This is a genomic window from Hyphomicrobiales bacterium (assembly GCA_017642935.1).
Classification (GTDB): Bacteria; Pseudomonadota; Alphaproteobacteria; order Rhizobiales; family MH13; genus MH13.
This window is the reverse complement of record JAEPOK010000003.1, coordinates 40741-59878: the sequence shown is the minus strand read 5'-3', so window position 1 is coordinate 59878 and position 19138 is coordinate 40741. Positions and strand designations below refer to the sequence as shown.

Here is a 19138-nt window from a genome sequence, read left to right as displayed (position 1 = left end):
CATGTTCCGCCGTTTCCTTCCTAAAGCCCTGCGTTCGAAAACCCCGCTCGTCCCTGTCCTGCGTCTCACCGGCGTGATCGGGGGAGAAACGGGCCGGTTCTCGCGCGGATTGACGCTGGCATCCGCCGCCGGACCGCTCAAGAAACTCTTCTCCTTTGATGGCCCGGTGGTTGCCATTTCGATCAACTCGCCCGGCGGCTCGCCAGTGCAGTCGCGGCTCATTCATGATCGCATTCGCAAGCTGGCGGCGGAAAAAGAAAAAGAGGTCGTGGTCTTTGTCGAAGATGTCGGTGCCTCCGGCGGTTACATGCTTGCCTGCGCGGGCGATGAAATCCTCTGCGATGAAAGCTCGATCCTTGGCTCCATCGGCGTCATATCCGCTGGCTTCGGTCTCGACCGTGTCATCGAACGCTGGGGAGTAGAGCGCCGCGTCTACACGGCCGGCGAGAAAAAGCTGGCTCTTGATCCGTTCAGCCCGGAAAAAGCTGACGATATCAAGCGGCTGAAGGCCATTCAGAAGGACATTCACGACGGTTTCGTCGGCCTCGTCAAAACCCGACGTGAGGGCCGCATCGATGCGGAAAACACAAGCCTCTTCACCGGCGAGTTTTGGGCTGGCGGCAAGGCAGTGGAGCTGGGCCTGGCCGACCGCGTCGAAAATCTTGACCAAGCCATGAAGGCCCGCTTTGGTGACAAGGTGAAGTTGGTCGGCATTCCGATGCAAAAGCGTGGTCTGTTCGGCCTTTTTCGCAGTCAGGCTCCGGCCTTTGGCGCCAACCCGAGTGTGCTAGCCGACGGTTTGGTGGACGGATTGCTCTCAAGCATCGAAGAGCGCGTTCACTGGCAGCGTTTCGGGCTGTAGGATCATAAGGGAGGGGACAATATGCCAACGCTTTTGGGTGCCGCTGTTATCGCCCTTGGTGGCTTGGTCGTGTTCCGCGTCGCCCGCCGCGAGTGGAAGCGCGTCAATCAGAACCTGGAAGCCCAACGTTCGGCGCCTCGTGAGCGCAAAGCCGCCCAGCGGCTTGAGAAGGACGAAGCCACGGGCACGTACCGCCCCGCTGACGACAGTTAGTGCGACATGAGGCGTCATCCCCGTGACAGGCACAGGACGACGCCTCTATGGTCTCCGTGCTTGACCCGGTAAACCCACCTGCCTACGAGATAGTCAGATTTTTCTGATGTTTTTGCAGGCGGCCTTATGTCCTCCCACAATGATCCCAAACGCTCCTTTCAGGGGCTGATCCTGACCTTGCAGCAGTTCTGGGCCGACCAGGGGTGCGCGATCCTTCAGCCCTACGACATGGAGATGGGTGCCGGCACCTTCCATCCCGCCACCACACTGCGCGCGCTGGGGCCGCTGCCCTGGAAGGCCGCCTATGTGCAGCCTTCGCGTCGCCCGAAGGATGGCCGTTACGGCGAAAACCCCAATCGTCTACAGCATTACTACCAGTATCAGGTGATCCTGAAGCCGAGCCCGCCGGATCTGCAGGATCTGTACCTGCGTTCGCTTGCAGCCATCGGGCTCGACAGCGCGACGCATGACATCCGTTTCGTCGAGGACGACTGGGAAAGCCCGACGCTGGGCGCGTGGGGTCTGGGTTGGGAATGCTGGTGCGACGGCATGGAGGTTTCGCAATTCACCTATTTCCAGCAGGTCTGCGGCCAAGAGTGCAACCCGGTCTCCGGCGAACTGACCTACGGTCTTGAGCGCATCGCCATGTACGTCCAGGGCGTAGAAAACGTCTACGACCTCAACTTCAATGGCCGCGAAGGCGCCGACAAGGTCACCTATGGCGACGTCTTCTTGCAGGCCGAGGAGGAGTATTCCCGCTACAATTTTGAAGTCGCCAACACCGCCGCGCTTTTCAAGCATTTTGAGGAGGCCGAAGCCGAATGCCGCGCCATCCTCGCGGCGGGATCGCCGGACGGTGACGGCGCCAACACCATCGTGCTGCCAGCCTACGATCAGTGCATCAAGGCGAGCCACATTTTCAACCTGCTCGATGCGCGTGGTGTGATCTCCGTTACAGAACGCCAGTCCTACATTCTTAAGGTGCGCGAACTGGCCAAAGCCTGCGGCGCGGCCTGGCTTAACACCCGTGCCGGCGGCGCGCTCACCGCTGATACAGCGCCCGACAAGGCGGCCTAGAGAAGGAACAGCCCCATGGAATGGATCATCTTTGCGCTCATCATCGCGGTCGTCGGCTACGGCATCGTGGTTTACAACGCGCTGGTGAAAAGCCGGCAGATGGTGCGCGAGGGCTGGTCCGGCATATCCGTCCAGCTTCAGCGCCGCTCCGATCTCATCCCCAACCTGTTGGAGACGGTCAAAGGCTATATGGGCCACGAAAAAGAGGTGCTGGAAAATGTCACCGCGTTGCGCGCCCGTGCCCAAGCCGTTGGTGATGAACACCCGGCCGAGCGTGCCGGTGTTGAAAGCCTTCTTGGCGCAGCCCTTGGCCGATTGATGGCGGTGGCCGAAGCCTATCCGGACCTCAAGGCCTCGACCAATTTCAAGGAATTCCAGGACGCGCTGGAAGAAACCGAGGACAAGCTGCAACTGGCGCGGCGCTATTACAATGGCGCGGTGCGCGGCTTCAACACGCAGGTTGAGCAGTTCCCGTCCAACCTGGTGGCCAACCAGTTCCGCTTCCAGCAGGCTGAATATTTCGAGCTGGAAGACCCGGCGGACCGCGCCGCGCCGCAGGTGTCCTTCAGTTAGCCGCAGTGTGATGGCATTGGCAAAGGCAATGGGACACGTATGAGCATGATGCGCTTTCTTGCCTTCCTCCTTTTGGCCGCTGCCTGGGCGATAACGCCCGCTGGATTCGTTGCGCAGGCAGAAGCGCGCGAGGAAATCCTCACCTATGAGACGCTGATCGATGTGGAAATCGACGGCGATTTCATCGTCACCGAACGCATCACCGTGCGCGCCGAGGGTTTCGAGATCAGGCGCGGTATCTTCCGCGATTTTCCCACGGTTCGCCGCCTGCCGTCTGGTCTGGTCGATCGCACCACGTTTGAGGTGATGTCGGTCACCCGCGATGGCGTCGATGAACCCCATCATGAAGAGCCGATCGAAGGCGGGACACGCCTTTTCATCGGTAGCGCGGACGTCTGGATTCCGCCCGCGGTCTACACCTATGAGATCATCTATCGATCACGCCACCAGATGGGGTTCTTCGAGGATTTCGATGAGGTCTATTGGAACGCCACCGGCAATTTCTGGTCGTTTCCCATCGAGCGCGCCGTCGCCACGATCCAACTGCCGCCTGGCGCGGACATCATCAACACGGCAAGTTTCACCGGCCGCTTCGGATCGACCAAGAACAATGCCCGCGCCAGCATTGTCGGCCCGACCACGGTGCGCTTTGAAACCACCAGCACGCTGGCGGCACGCGAAGGGCTGACCGTTGCCGTCTCGTTCCAGAAAGGCCTGATCGAAGAGCCGTCGAGTGGCGCCTTACAGTTCAAAGCCGTGCGCGACAATGCCGGTATTGCGGCGATACTGATCGGCGCGGTTCTGGTGTTCGTCTATATGCTGACAAGCTGGATGAAGGTTGGCCGCGACCCGCAGCGCGGCGTCGTTTTCCCGCGTTTTGAGCCGCCGCGTGGGCTATCGCCGGCGGCGTTGAGCTGGGTCTATTACCGCGGCCATAAAGGCGGCAATGCCGGCAAAAGCTTCATGGCAGCCTTGGTGTCGCTGGGCACGCGCGGCAAACTGTCGATCGACGAGCAGGACAACACCGTCACCGTGCGCCGAACCGACGAACCGGGATCACCATCCGATGGTGAACTGCCACCTGGCGAGCGGGCGCTGATGCGTGGGCTCTTGGGGTCCAACGATGCGCTGACCTTCAACCGCTCCAATGCACGCCGGTTGATGGGCGCCACATCGAGCTTTCGTGCCAGCATCAGCCAGGAATTCGGCGGCAAATACTTCAAGCATAATCCTGGCTACACGATACTCGGCGTGGTCATCGCGGTCATCAGCCTGTTTCTGTTCCTGGTGCTCTTCCCTGGAACCGAAGTCCTGGTTGTCGGCGTGATCTTCCACTTCCTTGGTGGCGCGATTGTGGGTCTTACGCTCACCAAAGCCTATGCGCGCTTCACCGGACGCGCACCACAGATTCATGGCTTTGCTGCTTTTGCCTTTTCGGTGACGGCGCTCGGCGTGATTGCCATCCTAATGTTCGTTTTTCACACATCGCCCGCCAGTGAGTTCGCGTCTGGTTGGGCTTTGCAGCTGACGATGTTGGTCGCCTTCGCCATGGGCGCCACCATTGCCACCTTCGCCATCTTGATGTTCGCGCCGACGCTTGAAGGCCAGAAGTTGATGGAGGAGATCGAGGGTTTCCGCCTCTACCTTTCCGTTGCTGAAGCCGAACGGATGAACATGGTCGACGCCCCTGATTTCTCGCTGGAGCTGTTTGAGCGCTTTCTGCCCTACGCCATTGCGCTGGGCGTCGAAAAACCCTGGTCTGAAGCCTTGGAATCCCACCTTGCCAAAATGGCGCCAGCTGATCGCCCATCCTACCGGCCTGGCTACTATCGCGGGTCCACCTTTAACCCAGGGTCGATCGCTGCTTCAACAACAGCCATCGCGTCCACCATCGGCGCGGCCTACGCATCCTCGATGCCCAAATCGTCCGGATCGTCGGGCGGCGGGGGTGGCTCATCGGGTGGAGGTGGCGGCGGCGGAGGCGGCGGCGGCTGGTAGAAACCGCACAAGGAGATTGGAATGGCCAAGCTGCTTGAACAGGCGCCGGTCCTTTTGGCCAAGGACATCGAGGCTTCGATGGCCTATTGGCGCGAGGCGCTGGGTTTCAAGCTGCGTCCCTATGGTGATCCGAAACCCACCTTTGCCATCGGTCGGCGTGACAGTTGCTTTGTGATGCTTTCCCAGGCGCCGGACGATCACGAAATCGTGCCGCACTGGAAAGTGGTCGACAAAATGTGGAACGCTTACTTTTGGGTCGACGATGCCAAGGCGCTCTATGAGGAATTTGTAGCAAGCGGCGCAAAGATCGATTACACGCTGTGCCAGCAACCCTACAACGTTCTCGAATTCGGCATTCAGGACCTGGATGGCCATGACATCGCGTTTGGCCAAGATCTGGAATAACTCGTTCTGGAATGACCTGAACCGGCCCAGCCCTTAAGCGATCCCCTCATGCCCGACCTGCTACTTGAACTGTTTTCAGAAGAAATCCCCGCGCGCATGCAACAGCGCGCCGCCGAGGATTTGAAGAAAGGCATCACCAACCGCCTGGTCGATGCCGGACTGGTCTATGAAGGCGCCAAAGCCTTCGTCACGCCGCGCCGCCTGGCGCTGCATGTGGCCGGCATTCCCACCCGATCGCCTGACGTAAAAGAAGAACGCAAGGGACCGCGCGTCGGTGCGCCCGACAAAGCCATCGAAGGCTTTGTGCGCGGTGCCGGTCTTGCCTCCATCGACGAGGCAGAGACGGTGGAGGACCCGAAGAAGGGCGCGTTCTACGTCGCCAAAATCGTCAAGCCAGGCCGCGCCGCCGAAGATATTATCTCCGAAGCGGTGAAGGAGGTCGTTGAGACCTTCCCCTGGCCAAAATCGATGCGCTGGGGCTCGGGTTCGTTGCGCTGGGTGCGCCCGCTGCATTCCATCCTCTGCACCTTTGGCCCGGAAACCGAAGACCCTGTTGTGATCCCCGTCGAGGTGGGCGGCATCACAGCAAGCAACACCACTGAAGGCCACCGTTTCCACGCGCCAGACCGTTTTGCTGTGCGCCGTCTCGACGATTACCAGACCAAGCTGGAAACCGCCAAAGTCGTGCTCGACACCGAGCGTCGCAAGGCGATCATCGAGACCGAAGCGAAAAACCTCGCCTTCGCGCAGGGGTTGGAACTGGTTGAAGACCCTGGCTTGCTGGACGAAGTGGCGGGGCTCGTCGAATGGCCCGTGGTCATGATGGGTTCGTTCGATGAAGCGTTCTTGCAGATCCCCGACGCGGTGATCCGCGCCACCATCCGCGCCAACCAAAAATGCTTCGTGCTGCGTGATCCCGCGACGGGTGATCTGGCCAACAAGTTTCTTCTGACGTCCAATATCGTACCCGAAGATGGCGGCGTGGCCGTGGTGGAAGGCAATGAGCGGGTGATTGCCGCGCGCCTCTCCGACGCGCTCTATTTCTGGCAAACCGACCAGGCGAACCTGCCGGACCTGCATGCGCTGGAAGACAGCGCCGAAAAACTCGGCCTTGACCTGTCAAAGCCGCTCGATCAACGCGCCGCGCGTTTGGATGCGTTGAATGTGGTCTTCCATGCCAAGCTCGGCACGCAGGGTGAGCGCATCGCTCGCATCGCCGCCCTGTCGCGCACAATCGCCGAGGCCATCGGCGCAGACTCCGATCTCGCCGAGCGCGGCGCTAAACTCGCGAAAGCCGACCTTCAAACCGAAGTGGTTGGCGAATTCCCTGAGCTTCAGGGCTTCATGGGCGCTCGCTACGCCGTAATTCAGGGCGAACATGCGAGTGTCGTCGCGGCGATTGAGGATCACTACAAACCGCAGGGCCCGTCGGACTCTGTACCGACTGATCTGGTCGCCGTGTCCGTGGCTCTGGCCGACAAGCTCGACACGCTGACCGGCTTTTGGGCCATCGACGAAAAACCCACAGGTTCCAAGGATCCCTATGCACTACGCCGTGCCGCCTTGGGCGTTGTGCGCTTGGTGCGCGAGAACGGGTTGGAGGTTAGCCTCAGCTCCCTCGCTGCGGGTCACCTCAACATCAGCGATGATCAGTGGAATGATCTGGCTGGATTCGTTCGAGACCGCCTCAAAGTTTCTTTGCGCGACGACGGCATCAATCATGATGTCGTCGATGCGTCGGCGTCTGCGGGGCAGGGCGATATCCTGCGTACCGTTCAGGCCGCCGAAGCGCTCTCCAAGCTACTGAAATCCGACGATGGCCAGAACCTTCTCGCTGGTTACCGCCGTGCTGCTAACATCCTTGCAGCGGAAGAGAAAAAGGGCACCACGGTCGCAGACTCTGTCGATGCTTCGCTGTTCGACCACCCTGAAGAAGGCGTGTTGAATGATGCCTTGGCGGCGACAGCAACGACCTCGCATCAGGCCATCGAGAAGGGTGATTTCGAGGCCGCCATGCACGCGCTGGCGACACTGCGCGGTCCGATTGATGCATTCTTCGATGCCGTGCTGGTGAACGCCGAGGATGAAGCTGTCCGCGCCAACCGTCTTGCGCTTCTGGAAGGCGTGCGCCGCGAAATCGGCGCGATCGCCGACCTGTCGAAGATTGAGGGCTAACTAACTCTCCGTCGTCATCCTCGCCCTTGTGGCGGGGATCCATTCCGGCAAACGGTCCGCGCTATAGACATTGCCGAACGGCCTCTGGAATGGATCCCTGTGACAAGCACAGGGATGACATCAGGGGATTACCTACCCCAACTCTACCCGCACGTCCTGAACCTCTTTGAGGAGGTCCGGACGGAAGGCCAGCAGGTGATCCACAAGGTTCACCGGGTCTTTGGCGAGCGGATGCAGGTCGATGGAAATCGTGTTGCCGTCGCGCTTCCAAGCCTTGGCCATAAACATCTTCCAAAACGGCACATCATCGCGTTCGGTGACCACGGTTTCCGGCGCGGCGCGCAGTTCCACGTGCAAAATGTGCAGGCGCAGCGTGCGCAGCGCTTTTTGCTGATGCCGCACACTTTTGATGGCAGCCCAGGGAATGATGCCCAGCCGCTCGAAATAGAGCCCGCGGACGTCGGCGCCGAGGCGCACAACGCCTTTTTCGATCAGCGGATAGAAATAGGCCGAAACGGCAAGCCCGATCGGCACCATGATCAGGAACACCATCTGCCCCTGCACGAAGAAGGCGAGCACGCCGAGCGCCGCCACCACGATGCCGCCATAGGCCATCATGTCGCCGGACCCCGACAGATAGTTGACGCCCAAGGAGCGAGGGGTCGGCGCGCTGGTGCTGAACGGGTCGTCCATGATCTAGAAGATTTCCGTGTCGGTGATCGTTAGGCCAAAGCCTTCCAGGCCAACATAGGTGCGTTTCTGGCTCGACAACAGCCGTATCGACGTCAGGCCAAGATCCCGCAGGATTTGTGCGCCCAGACCAATCTCGCGCCATTGGTTGGCGCGCAAGCTGGCGGTCTGGTGATCATCATCAATGTCTTGCGTCGAGCGGGCATGGCGGGCGCTGGTCGGCGCGACGCCAACCGAGCCCTCGCGCAGATAAACAATCACGCCACGGCCCTCGCGCGACAACCGCTCCATCACCTCGTCCAACCGACTGTGGGCGCCGAAAACATCCTCGCTCACCTGCTCCAGATGGAGGCGAACCGGCACGTTTTCCGCGCCGGCGACATCGCCGTAAACCACCGCCAAATGCTGCATGGCATCGAACGGCACCTCATAGCTGTAGGCGCGTGCTGGTCCATGCCGGGTGTCGATGGCGGCCTCATCGACCCGGTTCACCAGGCGTTCGGATTTCTGCCGCCAGGCGATGAGATGGGCAACGGACAGCGAAATCAGATCATGCTCCTTGGCAAAGTCTGCGACCTGTGGCCCGCGCTTCACCGTGCCATCATCGTTGACGAGTTCGGCGAGCACGCCGACCGGCTCCAGCCCAGCCAGCTTGCAGAGATCAACACACGCCTCGGTATGACCGGAGCGCACCAATACCCCGCCCTCGCGGGCGATCAACGGAAAGACATGGCCGGGGCGCACGAAATCATCGGCGCCGACATTGCCATTGGCGAGCGCGCGCACGGTGTTGGTGCGTTCCTCAGCTGAGATGCCGGTTGTCAGCCCATGTTTGACATCAACCGAGATCGTGAAAGCGGTTGCCAGCGGCGCGTCATTGGCTGACACCATCGGGTCGAGCCGCAGGCGCTTGGCGCTCGCCGGGGGCATCGGCGCGCAGACGATGCCGGATGTATGGCGCACGATGAAGGCCATCGCTTCCGGCGTGCAGTACTCGGCGGCGACGAACAGATCGCCCTCGTTCTCGCGGTCATCATCGTCGGTGACGACCAGCATCGCGCCATGCTTGAAAGCATCGATAGCGGCCTGCACATGGCTCAAATCGCGGTCCAAAATCAGGCTCCTACTTGGCCTCTGTGGCGCAAAAAGTGATCGGCCAGCACCAGCGCCATCATGGCTTCGCCGACCGGCACGGCACGAATGCCAACGCACGGATCGTGGCGGCCTTTGGTCATCACATCGACCTCTTCGCCCTCGCGCGTCACGCTTTGGCGCGGTGTAAGAATAGAAGAGGTTGGTTTCACAGCGAACCGCACCACGACCGGCTCGCCGGACGAAATACCGCCCAGCACGCCGCCAGCCTTGTTGGAGAGGAAAACGGGTTTTCCGTCCTCGCCCATGCGCATCTCGTCGGCGTTTTCCTCGCCGGTGATCGCGGCGGCTTCAAATCCATTGCCGATCTCAACGCCTTTGACGGCGTTGATGCTCATCATCGCGGCGGCTAGGTCGCCATCCAGCTTGCCATAAACAGGCGCGCCAAGCCCGGCAGGCACGTTCTCCGCCACTACTTCGATCACGGCGCCAACCGACGATCCATCCTTGCGGATGCCATCCAAATAGTCCGCCCAGCGCGCGGCCGTTCCGGCATCGGGGCAGAAAAAGGGGTTCTGGCCGACCTGATCCCAGTCCCAGGCCTCGCGGTTCACCTTGTGCGGGCCCATCTGCACCAGCGCGCCACGAATGGTCATGCCGGACACCACCTTGCGGGCGATGGCGCCAGCGGCCACGCGCGCCGCGGTTTCACGGGCCGATGACCGCCCGCCACCGCGATAATCGCGGATGCCGTATTTCGCATCATAGGTGTAATCGGCATGGCCGGGACGGTAGCGCGTCTTGATCTCGCTATAGTCTTTGGAGCGTTGATCGGTGTTTTCGATCATCAGGCCAATCGGCGTACCCGTGGTCTTCTGAACGCCATCCTCATCAACCATCACGCCAGAGAGGATTTTGACTTGGTCGGCCTCGCGGCGCTGGGTGGTGTATTTGCTTTGGCCGGGTTTGCGACGATCCAGATCGCCCTGAATGTCTGCTTCGGTGAGCGGAATCAGCGGCGGACAGCCATCCACCACACACCCGAGCGCCGGGCCGTGGCTTTCACCAAAACTGGTGAAGCGAAACAAATGTCCAAAACTGTTGTGAGACATGAAAGCCCAAATTGCAGTGTCGTGCGCTGGTGCTACACCGGGCCTGAAGGGCCGTCAAACGTAGCGGCCAAGACGATCTGTCTCACCAGAACCGACAATCGGCTTCAACCCATCAAGTTCGCCTAGAACCAGAAACCCTGACCGTCCTGCACCAGGTAGATTTTATCCTGCGGCACATCGAGGCGGGGAATCTCGTCCTTGTCCAGATCGAACAGAAGACCGCGCACCACGCGCGACACCCCGCCGTGCGAGACAGCGATAGTCGGCCGGTCGAGGCTCTCCAGCCAGGGGCGCATGCGCGATGAAAGCATTTCGTAGCTTTCACCGCCTGGCGGCACGAAGCTCCATTTGTTGGCTTCGCGGGTCGTCACAGCCTCGGCGTCGAGGCCTTGCAACTCCTCAAACGTCTTGCCTTCCCAGGCTCCGAACGTGATTTCCTTCAGGCGATCATCGCGGTCAAAACCTGCATCCGGATCAAGATCGAGGCCCTCACGCACCAGACCCATCGTGCGGATGCAACGCCCGAGCGGCGAGGCGACAAAAGTGAAGTCTTCCAGACTGAAAGCTTCATCCTCGAACACGCCCTTTAGCCGACGACCATTGCGGGTCGCCTGCCAGGCACCGGTGTCGTTGATCGGAATATCCTGGCCGCCCTGGAGCCGACCTTCTTTGTTCCAGTCGGTTTGGCCATGGCGAATGAAGATAAGCGGATGGGGAAGGCTGATCACACGAAAGGTCTATCAGTCTTTGACGACAGAAATATCAGGCGCATCGACCGCCTTCATGCCGACCACGTGATAGCCGGAATCCACGTGATGCACTTCGCCCGTCACGCCCCGTGAGAGCGGTGACAGCAGGTATACAGCCGCATCGCCAACTTCGTCGATGGAGACGGTTTTCTTCAGCGGCGAGTTGTACTCGTTCCACTTCAAAATGTAGCGGAAATCGCCGATGCCGGAGGCTGCCAATGTCTTGATCGGGCCGGCAGACAGCGCGTTCACACGAATACCCTGGCCACCCAGATCAACGGCAAGATAGCGTACAGATGCTTCCAGAGCGGCCTTGGCAACGCCCATCACATTGTAATGCGGCATGACGCGTTCGGCGCCATAATAGGTCAGCGTCAAAGCCGAACCGCCATCGCTCATCAGCTTTTCGGCGCGCTGCATCAGCGCGGTGAACGAGTAGACGGAGATGTTCATCGAGCGGTCGAAATTTTCCGCACTTGTATCGACATAGCGCCCTGTCAGTTCATCCTTGTCGGAGAACGCGATCGCGTGAACCAGAAAATCAAGCTTGCCCCATTTGGCTTCAACGGCGGCCATCACCGCATCCATCGAGGCGGGATCAGTCACGTCACAATGGCCAAAAACCTCGCCATCAAGCTCCTGCGCCAGCGGCTCAACGCGTTTCTTCAGCGCATCGCCCTGATAGGTGAAACCGAGTTCCGCGCCGTGCGCACGGCAAGCCTTGGCAATGCCCCAAGCGATGGAGCGGTTGTTGGCAAGGCCGAGAATCAGGCCACGTTTGCCTTCCAGAATGGGACCGGACACGAAGGATAACCCTCTGATTGAAAAGGTGGAAGAATGGGAGCGGATACGCCGATCTGGCGGTGCGGCGGTTCTTACCCTAGGAGTTGGATCAGGAAAAGCCCTGCCGATTGAGCATGGACGTGGCAACCCGGGAGATTGATGAAAATGTTGGCCGATACCGTGAAGGATTTAACGCAGATGCTGGGCGATCAGGCGCTGATCACCGACCCGGATGATCAGGCGCCCTTCCTGCACGAATGGCGTGATCGTTATGTCGGCAAGGCTGCCGCAGTGGTCCAGCCGCGCACGGTCGATGAGGTCTGCCAGGTGCTGCGCTTTGCCCATGAGAACGGTGTCCCGGTTGTGCCGCAAGGTGGCAACACCGGTCTGGTCGGCGGCCAAACACCCGATCAATCCGGCAACGCCATCCTGCTCTCGCTGGCCAAGCTCAACCGGGTGCGCGAGGTCGATCCGGTGGGCGGTGTGATCACAGTCGATGCCGGCGTGGTCCTGCAAACTCTGCAAGAGGAAGCCGACAAGGCTGGTCGCCTTTTTCCCCTGTCGCTCGGCGCTGAAGGCTCCTGCATGATCGGTGGGAATCTGTCGACAAACGCCGGTGGCACAGGGGTTTTGGCCTATGGCAACACGCGTGATCTCGTGCTCGGACTGGAGGTTGCGCTGCCCGATGGACGGCTTTGGAACGGGTTGTCGAAACTGCGCAAAGACAACACCGGCTACGATCTGAAACATCTGTTTATTGGCGCCGAAGGCACGCTTGGTGTGATCACCGGCGCGAGCTTGAAACTCTTTCCCAAGCCCAAGGGCATGCGCACAGCGATGATCGGCGTTGCCTCGCCCCACGAGGCGCTAAAACTGTTCTCCTTGATGCAGGAGGTGGCCGGGCCCTCGCTCACAGCCTTTGAGATCATGCCGCGCATCGCCATCGATTTTCTCACCCGCAACATGGATGGCATGCGCGATCCGCTTGAGGGCGAACACGCTTGGTATGTGCTGGCGGAGATATCGTCCGGTCGTGGCGAGGACGATGCTGAAGCGCTATTGATGCAATCAATGGAAACATCGTTTGAAGACGGATTGGTCGAGGATGCGGTGATCGCCCAGTCTTTGGAGCAGGCGAACATGTTCTGGGCGATGCGCCACGGGCTTTCTGAAGCGCAAAAACCCGAAGGCGGGTCGATCAAGCACGATGTGTCGGTGCCGGTCGCCGCCGTTGCTGATTTCCTCGATGAGGCCATCGCCGCCGTCGTCGAAATGGTGCCCGGATGCCGACCGGTGCCGTTCGGCCATCTGGGCGATGGCAACATTCATTTCAACGTTTCACAGCCCGAGGGCGCTGACCGAGCCGCGTTTCTGGCCAACTATGAGGCGATGAACGAACGGGTGCATGCCATCACCACGGGCTATGGCGGCTCGATTTCCGCTGAGCATGGCATCGGCCAGGCGAAGCGCGATTTGCTGCCTGGCGTTAAAGACCCTGTGGCTTTGGCACTGATGCGCACGCTCAAAGATGCCATCGATCTCAAAGGCATCATGAACCCGGGCAAGGTTCTGGCAAAACCATGACGTGCCACCCCGGACGGCTTAGGCAATCCCGGCTCAAGGCCGGGATGACACGCCCTGGCGACGGCTAAAACAGGCTCATTTGCGGGTCGGGCTTTGGCGGCCGGTCAGTCTCCAAATCGACCTTTTCCAGAAGCTGGGCGCCATCGACGCCGGCGCGGTTCACCACACGATCCACGGGCCAGAGCCGCCAGGCGTCTAGCTGGGCTATGCGCAGCGGCTCTAGCGCCATCTGCGCATCGACGGTTCGGCAGTCGAGCCAACTGGCATAATGCTCTGGCGGCACGACCATCGGCATCCGGTGGTGGATGTCGGCAATGTCGCCGATGGCCTGCTGGGTGAGGATCGCCAGGGTCGAGAGAACCTCGCCATCCTTGCCGGCCCATTCATCGACAATCCCTGCCATGGCAAAAAGACCCTCTTCGCCGTCCGGCCGTGTGCGCTCCACCGCATAGGGTTGTTTGGCCTTGCCCTCACGGCGCCATTCATAAAAGTGCGTCGCTGGCACAAGCACGCGGCGGTGGCGGATGGCGTTCTTGAAGGATGGTTTTTCCAACACCGTTTCAGAGCGTGCATTGATGAGAAGCTGCGCGTTTTCCGGATCCTTGTGCCACGAAGGGATCAGGCCCCAACGGGCATAGTCGGCGCGCACCTCGCCGCTGAACTTGTGGATGTGGAGCACAGGCTGCGTTGGCGCGATGTTGTAGCGCGGCTCATAGGGTCCATCGACAATAATCTTGAAGAGCGCGCCAAGCGCGTTTTTCGACGCCGCCAAAACAAACCGCCCGCACATCGCCTAGTCCCCTTCTGCTCCGCTGCTCAGAGTGGCCTCAGGCGTAGCGACGCACAAGGCCAGCATACAAGGTTCTGGTAACCTATTCCCGCGTAAGTTGTGGGTTCTGGTCGTCACCAAGTATTCGCGTTTGATGCTGTCTCTTTCACCTTTCAGTCCCGATGCATTGGCTGCTGCCAACATCAATCCGTCCAGTTTTCTGGCCACGGACTACCTCAACCATTTCAACGAAGTGGTGATGCTGATGGAAATGGTGCCGGATATGCCCGATATGATCGCTGACGTGGTGGCGTGGGAGCCGCGCGGCTATACCGAGCATTTCGAGCAGTCCGTTTTCGCCGATAGGGCCTTGGCGATCGAGGCCTATCAGGCGGCGCCCGACTGCACCAAAGCGCGGTTCGATGCCGTCATTGCCGATCTCGATAAACAGATCATCGACATTCAGATCATGCTTTCCGGCGTTGATATGGCCGCACCGATGGACCCGGCACTGGCCGATAGGCTGATGCTGACCATCGTCAATGATCTGCGCCCCTCGATCGATCGGGCAAGCGCGATCATCAACGCGACCGACGATCTGGCAAGGGTCGGCCCGGCCACGGACGAAGCGAAGATGCGCGCGCAGGACGCCGTCGACGAGCTTTTCAGCTAGCACGGGTCAAAGAGCAGAATTTTCGGTGCTCGCGGCAAGTTGATCAACGGTGTGTGGAAACCCTCGCACAGGCGCCGCACTATAAGAGCCACCAAAAGGAGGCTCGACCGCCATGTCTTTCCGCAAAGAATCTGCCAAGGTGCGCGCGATGCCTGATCCGCGTGCCGCGCTCGTCAAATCCGCCCTTTTTGTCGCTGGCCTCGCGCTCGCCGCGACAGTTGCAACGCAAGCCTTTGCCAATCCCGACCGTTGGCAACGTGAAGGCTGGGCAACCGACTTCACCCAAACAACCGTCGATCTGGGAGAAATCATGGATGGCGGCCCGCGCCGCGATGGCATTCCGCCGATCGATAATCCAAGCTTCATGCCGGTTTCCGAGGTTGATCATCTCGGCCCGCTCGATCCGGTGATGAGCTTCACGCACAATGGCGAAACCCGCGCCTATCCGTTGCGCGTGATGACATTCCACGAGATCGTCAATGATGAGGTTGGCGGCTTGCCGGTTTCGGTCACCTATTGCCCGTTGTGCAATGCCGCCATCGTCTTCGACCGCAATGTGAACGGTGAGATCCTAGATTTCGGCACAACCGGCAAGCTGCGCCGTTCCGATCTGGTCATGTATGATCGCCAGACCGACAGCTGGTGGCAGCAATTCTCCGGCGAATCGATCACCGGGTCCTACGCCGGTACCGAACTCACCATGCTGCCATCACAATTGATCAGCTGGGAGCGGTTTGCCGAAGCCCACCCGGATGCCGTGGTGCTGGAAGACCCGGCGCAGTTCCGTCGCCCCTATGGCATGAACCCCTATCGCGGTTACGACACGTCGTCCCAGCCCTTCCTCTACAATGGCCCGTTTCCCGATGGCATCGCGCCGCTGCAACGGGTGGTCATGGTGCGTCATGGCGACACCGAGTTCGCCGTGTCCACGGCCAAGCTCGCCGAAGAGGGAAGCTATAGCCAGGACGGCATCGACGTCACGTTTGCTGCCGGCCAGGCCTCGGCCTTGGACGATGAAATCATCGCCGAGGGCCGCGACGTCGGCAACATCACGGTGACCATGGATGGAGAACCCGTCGTCCATGATGTCACGTTCGCTTTCGTCGTTCACGCCTTCGAACCTGATCTTGAGATCGTCCAGTAAGGCGCTTATCTGCGGTGGCAGACCCTTTTCCTCCATCACGGTTGTGCCGCCGCCATGTCGCCCAAGACGCCCCTTGCTCAGCTTCCCCATCGTGCGCTGCTCCTCGTTGAAGGCGAGGACGCGGCGCACTTTTTGGAAGGTTTGATCACCTCCGACCTGCCGCAGGCCGGGGAGGCGCGCGGCTCGGCGCTACTGACGCCACAGGGCAAGCTGCTGTTCTCGTTTTTGGTCAGCCGCTACGAGGACGGTTTCGTGCTGGAATGCGATGCCAGCGAGATCACCGACCTCACAAAACGCCTGACGCTCTACAAGCTGCGGGCCAAGGTGACGCTCACACCCTCGGACCTTCCCATTTACGCCGGTGGATCGGGCGGGCTTGAAGACACGCGCCACCCGGACATGGGTCACCGCCATTATGGCGCTGCAAACGCCTCAGAACCGGTTGAAACCTACCATGCCCTTCGCGCGTCGCTTGGTGTTTTGGAAGGCCCGTCGGAGATACTTGCCAATCAGGACTTTCCGCATGATGTGGCGCTCGACTTCACCAGCGCCGTCTCTTTTGCCAAAGGCTGCTTCGTCGGCCAGGAGGTGGTGAGCCGCGTCAAACATCGCGGCACCGCCCGCCGCCGTCCGGTGCTGGTGAGTGGTGATGGCCTGGAACAGGGCGCGCCGGTCATGGCCGGTGAGCGCGAGGTTGGGACCGTGCGTTTGGTTGCTGGCTCGCAAGGCGTTGCCGTCGTGCGCATCGACCAGTTGAAAGGCGCGCTTACAGTCGGCGGCGCGCCGGTCACTCTTGCCCCGCCGCCCTACGCCACCTACAGCCTTGAGCCTAAGACGGAATCAGAGGCGACGTAGGACCGGCCGTGCCGCGCAAGATATCACGATCTGACCAGCCTGCGCGCGTCTGGCAGCGCATGCTGTCGGGCCGGAGGCTCGACCTGGCCGACCCGTCACCGCTTGATATCGAGATCGAAGACATTGCCCATGGCCTGGCGCGTGTCGCCCGTTGGAACGGGCAGACGATCGGCGATCACGCTTTTTCGGTGGCGCAGCATTGCCTGCTGGTCGTCGACCTTGTCGATGTGCTCTTTGAGCAAGAAACGCCCGCCGATCTGCGCCTCGCCGCACTTCTCCATGACGGACCGGAATATGTGATCGGCGATATGATTTCGCCGTTCAAAGCGCTGCTCGGCGATGGCTATCGCAGCATCGAAGCTCGGCTTGCCGCCGCGATTCATCTGCGCCACCAACTGCCCGCAAGCCTGCCCGTGCCGATGCACAAACTGATCAAGCAGGCCGACAGCGTGTCGGCTTTTCTGGAAGCCTCGCAATTGGCTGGCTTTGCGCTCGACGAGGCTGAAAAACTGTTCGGTAAGCCACCGGGTTCGCTGGCCACCATCACCCTTCAGCCAATGTCGGCCTTGGATGCAGAGACGGCCTTCCTGACCCGCCATGGCGACCTGTTTGCGGCCCATCTGGCCCATTTGGCAGTGCGCCCAAAACCTCCCACGGCGCGCACGTAACGTGATAGGCCTTTCCTCATGACGCTTTACATCTGCTCGCTTGCCGCCATCCACGACGTTGTCGCCCGCACTGGCGCGTCGCACCTCTTGACCGTGATCAGCGGCGGCACGCAGGTCGACCGACCCAAGAGCATCACCGAAGACAATCACCTCTTCCTTGAGTTCAACGACATCACCGCCCCGGCGCAGGGCCTGGTGCCGCCAAGCCCAGCCCATGTGGAAAAAATCCTGGCGTTCGGCCAAAGCTGGGATCGCAAAGCGCCGATGGTGGTGCATTGCTGGGCGGGCGTCAGCCGCTCGACGGCCGCCGGTTACATACTCTCCCACGCCCTGACACCCGACAGCGATCCCTATGATCTTGCCCGCCTTTTGCGCGCCCGCGCGCCTTGGGCAACGCCCAATGGCCGCATGGTGAGCTTTGCCGACGAATTATTGGGCGCCAAAGGCGCGATGAAGGATGCCATCGCCGCCATCGGGCGCGGCGCCATGGCCTATGAGGGCAAGCCGTTCGCGCTTCCGGTTGGTGAAACGGTCGGCCATACCGCTGACGACCATGGCTAGCGTCGCCGATCAGACCATTGGCATTGATCTGACCGCTGCGGTCACCGCTCTGGTCGGTGGGTCGCCGGCAATTCTCACCGTGCCCTCGCGCGACCCAGACACCGATGGCAGCGCTTTGCCATCGGGGCCGTTTGCGCCGCTGCGCCATCGGACGCTGGAACTTGGCCTGCGCGGTTTCGTGGAAGACCAGACCGGATTCCGGCTTGGCTACATCGAGCAACTCTACACCTTTGGCGACCGTGGCCGCCACGCGACTTCACCATCCTCGGCGCCACACGTTATGTCGATCGGCTATCTGGCGCTGACGCGCAACGATGCTGGCGAGAGTGAGGACGCGCCTTGGTCCTGGCAGAGCTGGTACCAGTTCTTTCCCTGGGAGGATTGGCGCGCTGGCCGCCCGGCGATGCTGGACACGGTCATTCTGCCAGCCCTCCATGCTTGGCTCGGCAAGGCGAGTGGCGATGAACCGCCGGGTCGGTCACTCAGCCGCGCGCGTCGTGTGGCGCTGGCCTTTGGCGATGCACCCGGTGAGGGCGGTGAGGGGAATCTCGCCTGGGACGAAGAACGCGTCCTGGAGCGCTACGAACTGCTTTATGAGGCGGGCCTTGCCCAGGAAGCCACTCGCGATGGTCGCGACCAATCCACCGCGCTGGATGTGCAAAGCATCGGCCGACCCATGGCGCTCGACCACCGCCGCATCCTCGCCACCGCCATCGCAAGACTGCGTGGAAAAATGAAATACCGCCCGGTGGTTTTTGAGTTGATGCCGGAAAGCTTCACGCTGACCGGCCTGCAATCGGCGGTCGAGGCGATTGCCGGGCGTCGCCTGCACAAGCAGAATTTCCGCCGCCTGGTTGACAATGCGGGCCTGGTCGAGCCAACCGGCGCCACCACCCAGGCGACCGGTGGCAGACCGGCCGCGCTTTATCGTTTCCGCCGCGACGTCATCGCCGAACGGCCGTCCGCAGGCCTGCGTTTTGGCCAGCCAGTGGTGCGTTAGCTCGCCTCAACCTTCTGTTAAATGCTTGAAAAAGCTTCATTAACCCGTTTACGGTCCGTTTGGCATGCCTTGCAATTGCCACGCGAAAGCCGCAATCGGTAACGGTTTCTCCGACTCGCCTGTGCTACCTGCCAATCAACACCAAGCAACAAAAA

20 protein-coding genes are annotated in these 19138 nt (G+C 60.8%); 14 read left to right on the top strand and 6 right to left on the bottom strand.

The features are described from left to right. The first annotated feature begins 1 nt into the window (after nucleotide 1). The 7 genes from JJ917_16545 to JJ917_16515 all read left to right on the top strand — a co-directional run bounded on the left by JJ917_16545 (nucleotide 2) and on the right by JJ917_16515 (nucleotide 7303). Nucleotides 2-862 (top strand): S49 family peptidase, encoded by an 861-nt coding sequence (locus tag JJ917_16545; protein ID MBO6700438.1) that lies wholly within the window; start codon nucleotides 2-4, stop codon nucleotides 860-862. Between the two features lie 21 nt (nucleotides 863-883). Continuing rightward, entirely contained in the window at nucleotides 884-1075 is a 192-nt protein-coding gene (locus JJ917_16540; GenBank protein ID MBO6700437.1) for a hypothetical protein, read from the top strand. Nucleotides 1076-1201: 126 nt separating this feature from the next. After that, nucleotides 1202-2152, top strand: coding sequence for a glycine--tRNA ligase subunit alpha (locus JJ917_16535; GenBank protein ID MBO6700436.1), 951 nt, complete (start codon nucleotides 1202-1204; stop codon nucleotides 2150-2152). Between the two features lie 15 nt (nucleotides 2153-2167). Beyond that, nucleotides 2168-2725 (top strand): LemA family protein, encoded by a 558-nt coding sequence (locus JJ917_16530; protein ID MBO6700435.1) that lies wholly within the window; start codon nucleotides 2168-2170, stop codon nucleotides 2723-2725. Nucleotides 2726-2770: 45 nt separating this feature from the next. Further along, the gene (locus JJ917_16525) at nucleotides 2771-4723 is read left to right on the top strand and encodes a DUF2207 domain-containing protein (protein ID MBO6700434.1); all 1953 of its coding nucleotides are present in this window, start codon (nucleotides 2771-2773) and stop codon (nucleotides 4721-4723) included. A 21-nt stretch (nucleotides 4724-4744) separates the two neighbouring features. Beyond that, nucleotides 4745-5128 (top strand): VOC family protein, encoded by a 384-nt coding sequence (locus tag JJ917_16520; protein ID MBO6700433.1) that lies wholly within the window; start codon nucleotides 4745-4747, stop codon nucleotides 5126-5128. 48 nt (nucleotides 5129-5176) lie between these two features. Further along, nucleotides 5177-7303 (top strand): glycine--tRNA ligase subunit beta, encoded by a 2127-nt coding sequence (locus tag JJ917_16515; GenBank protein MBO6700432.1) that lies wholly within the window; start codon nucleotides 5177-5179, stop codon nucleotides 7301-7303. Nucleotides 7304-7435: 132 nt separating this feature from the next. Here the strand turns inward: JJ917_16515 and JJ917_16510 are convergent, their stop codons facing one another. The 5 genes from JJ917_16510 to fabI all read right to left on the bottom strand — a co-directional run bounded on the left by JJ917_16510 (nucleotide 7436) and on the right by fabI (nucleotide 11750). Then, nucleotides 7436-7996, bottom strand: a complete 561-nt coding sequence (locus JJ917_16510; GenBank protein ID MBO6700431.1) for a hypothetical protein — start codon at nucleotides 7994-7996, stop codon at nucleotides 7436-7438. 3 nt (nucleotides 7997-7999) lie between these two features. Continuing rightward, nucleotides 8000-9049, bottom strand: coding sequence for a 3,4-dihydroxy-2-butanone-4-phosphate synthase (ribB, locus tag JJ917_16505; GenBank protein ID MBO6700430.1), 1050 nt, complete (start codon nucleotides 9047-9049; stop codon nucleotides 8000-8002). 59 nt (nucleotides 9050-9108) lie between these two features. Further along, entirely contained in the window at nucleotides 9109-10197 is a 1089-nt protein-coding gene (gene aroC, locus JJ917_16500; GenBank protein MBO6700429.1) for a chorismate synthase, read from the bottom strand. Between the two features lie 122 nt (nucleotides 10198-10319). Further along, entirely contained in the window at nucleotides 10320-10922 is a 603-nt protein-coding gene (locus JJ917_16495; GenBank protein ID MBO6700428.1) for a histidine phosphatase family protein, read from the bottom strand. A 15-nt stretch (nucleotides 10923-10937) separates the two neighbouring features. After that, a complete protein-coding gene (gene fabI / locus JJ917_16490; protein MBO6700427.1) occupies nucleotides 10938-11750 on the bottom strand; it encodes an enoyl-ACP reductase FabI in 813 nt (270 codons plus the stop codon). Between the two features lie 144 nt (nucleotides 11751-11894). Between fabI and JJ917_16485 the strand changes: the two genes are divergently transcribed. After that, complete coding sequence (locus JJ917_16485) at nucleotides 11895-13313, top strand: FAD-binding oxidoreductase (protein MBO6700426.1); 1419 nt, start codon at nucleotides 11895-11897, stop codon at nucleotides 13311-13313. A gap of 64 nt (nucleotides 13314-13377) precedes the next feature. On the opposite strand, the gene JJ917_16480 is transcribed toward JJ917_16485, so the two are convergent. Beyond that, nucleotides 13378-14103, bottom strand: coding sequence for an SOS response-associated peptidase (locus JJ917_16480; protein ID MBO6700425.1), 726 nt, complete (start codon nucleotides 14101-14103; stop codon nucleotides 13378-13380). Between the two features lie 133 nt (nucleotides 14104-14236). On the opposite strand from JJ917_16480, the gene JJ917_16475 reads away from it, so the two are divergent. The 6 genes from JJ917_16475 to JJ917_16450 all read left to right on the top strand — a co-directional run bounded on the left by JJ917_16475 (nucleotide 14237) and on the right by JJ917_16450 (nucleotide 18983). After that, the gene (locus JJ917_16475; GenBank protein MBO6700424.1) at nucleotides 14237-14755 is read left to right on the top strand and encodes a hypothetical protein; all 519 of its coding nucleotides are present in this window, start codon (nucleotides 14237-14239) and stop codon (nucleotides 14753-14755) included. A gap of 148 nt (nucleotides 14756-14903) precedes the next feature. Then, entirely contained in the window at nucleotides 14904-15899 is a 996-nt protein-coding gene (locus JJ917_16470) for a DUF3179 domain-containing protein (protein MBO6700423.1), read from the top strand. Between the two features lie 54 nt (nucleotides 15900-15953). Beyond that, complete coding sequence (locus tag JJ917_16465) at nucleotides 15954-16754, top strand: folate-binding protein YgfZ (GenBank protein MBO6700422.1); 801 nt, start codon at nucleotides 15954-15956, stop codon at nucleotides 16752-16754. A gap of 59 nt (nucleotides 16755-16813) precedes the next feature. Then, on the top strand, nucleotides 16814-17422 hold the full coding sequence (locus JJ917_16460; GenBank protein ID MBO6700421.1) for an HD family hydrolase: 609 nt from the start codon (nucleotides 16814-16816) through the stop codon (nucleotides 17420-17422). 18 nt (nucleotides 17423-17440) lie between these two features. Continuing rightward, nucleotides 17441-17983, top strand: coding sequence for a protein tyrosine phosphatase (locus tag JJ917_16455; protein ID MBO6700420.1), 543 nt, complete (start codon nucleotides 17441-17443; stop codon nucleotides 17981-17983). Beyond that, nucleotides 17976-18983, top strand: a complete 1008-nt coding sequence (locus JJ917_16450) for an NAD regulator (protein MBO6700419.1) — start codon at nucleotides 17976-17978, stop codon at nucleotides 18981-18983. Before JJ917_16455 ends, JJ917_16450 begins: the two co-directional genes overlap by 8 nt. The last annotated feature ends 155 nt before the right edge of the window (nucleotides 18984-19138 follow it).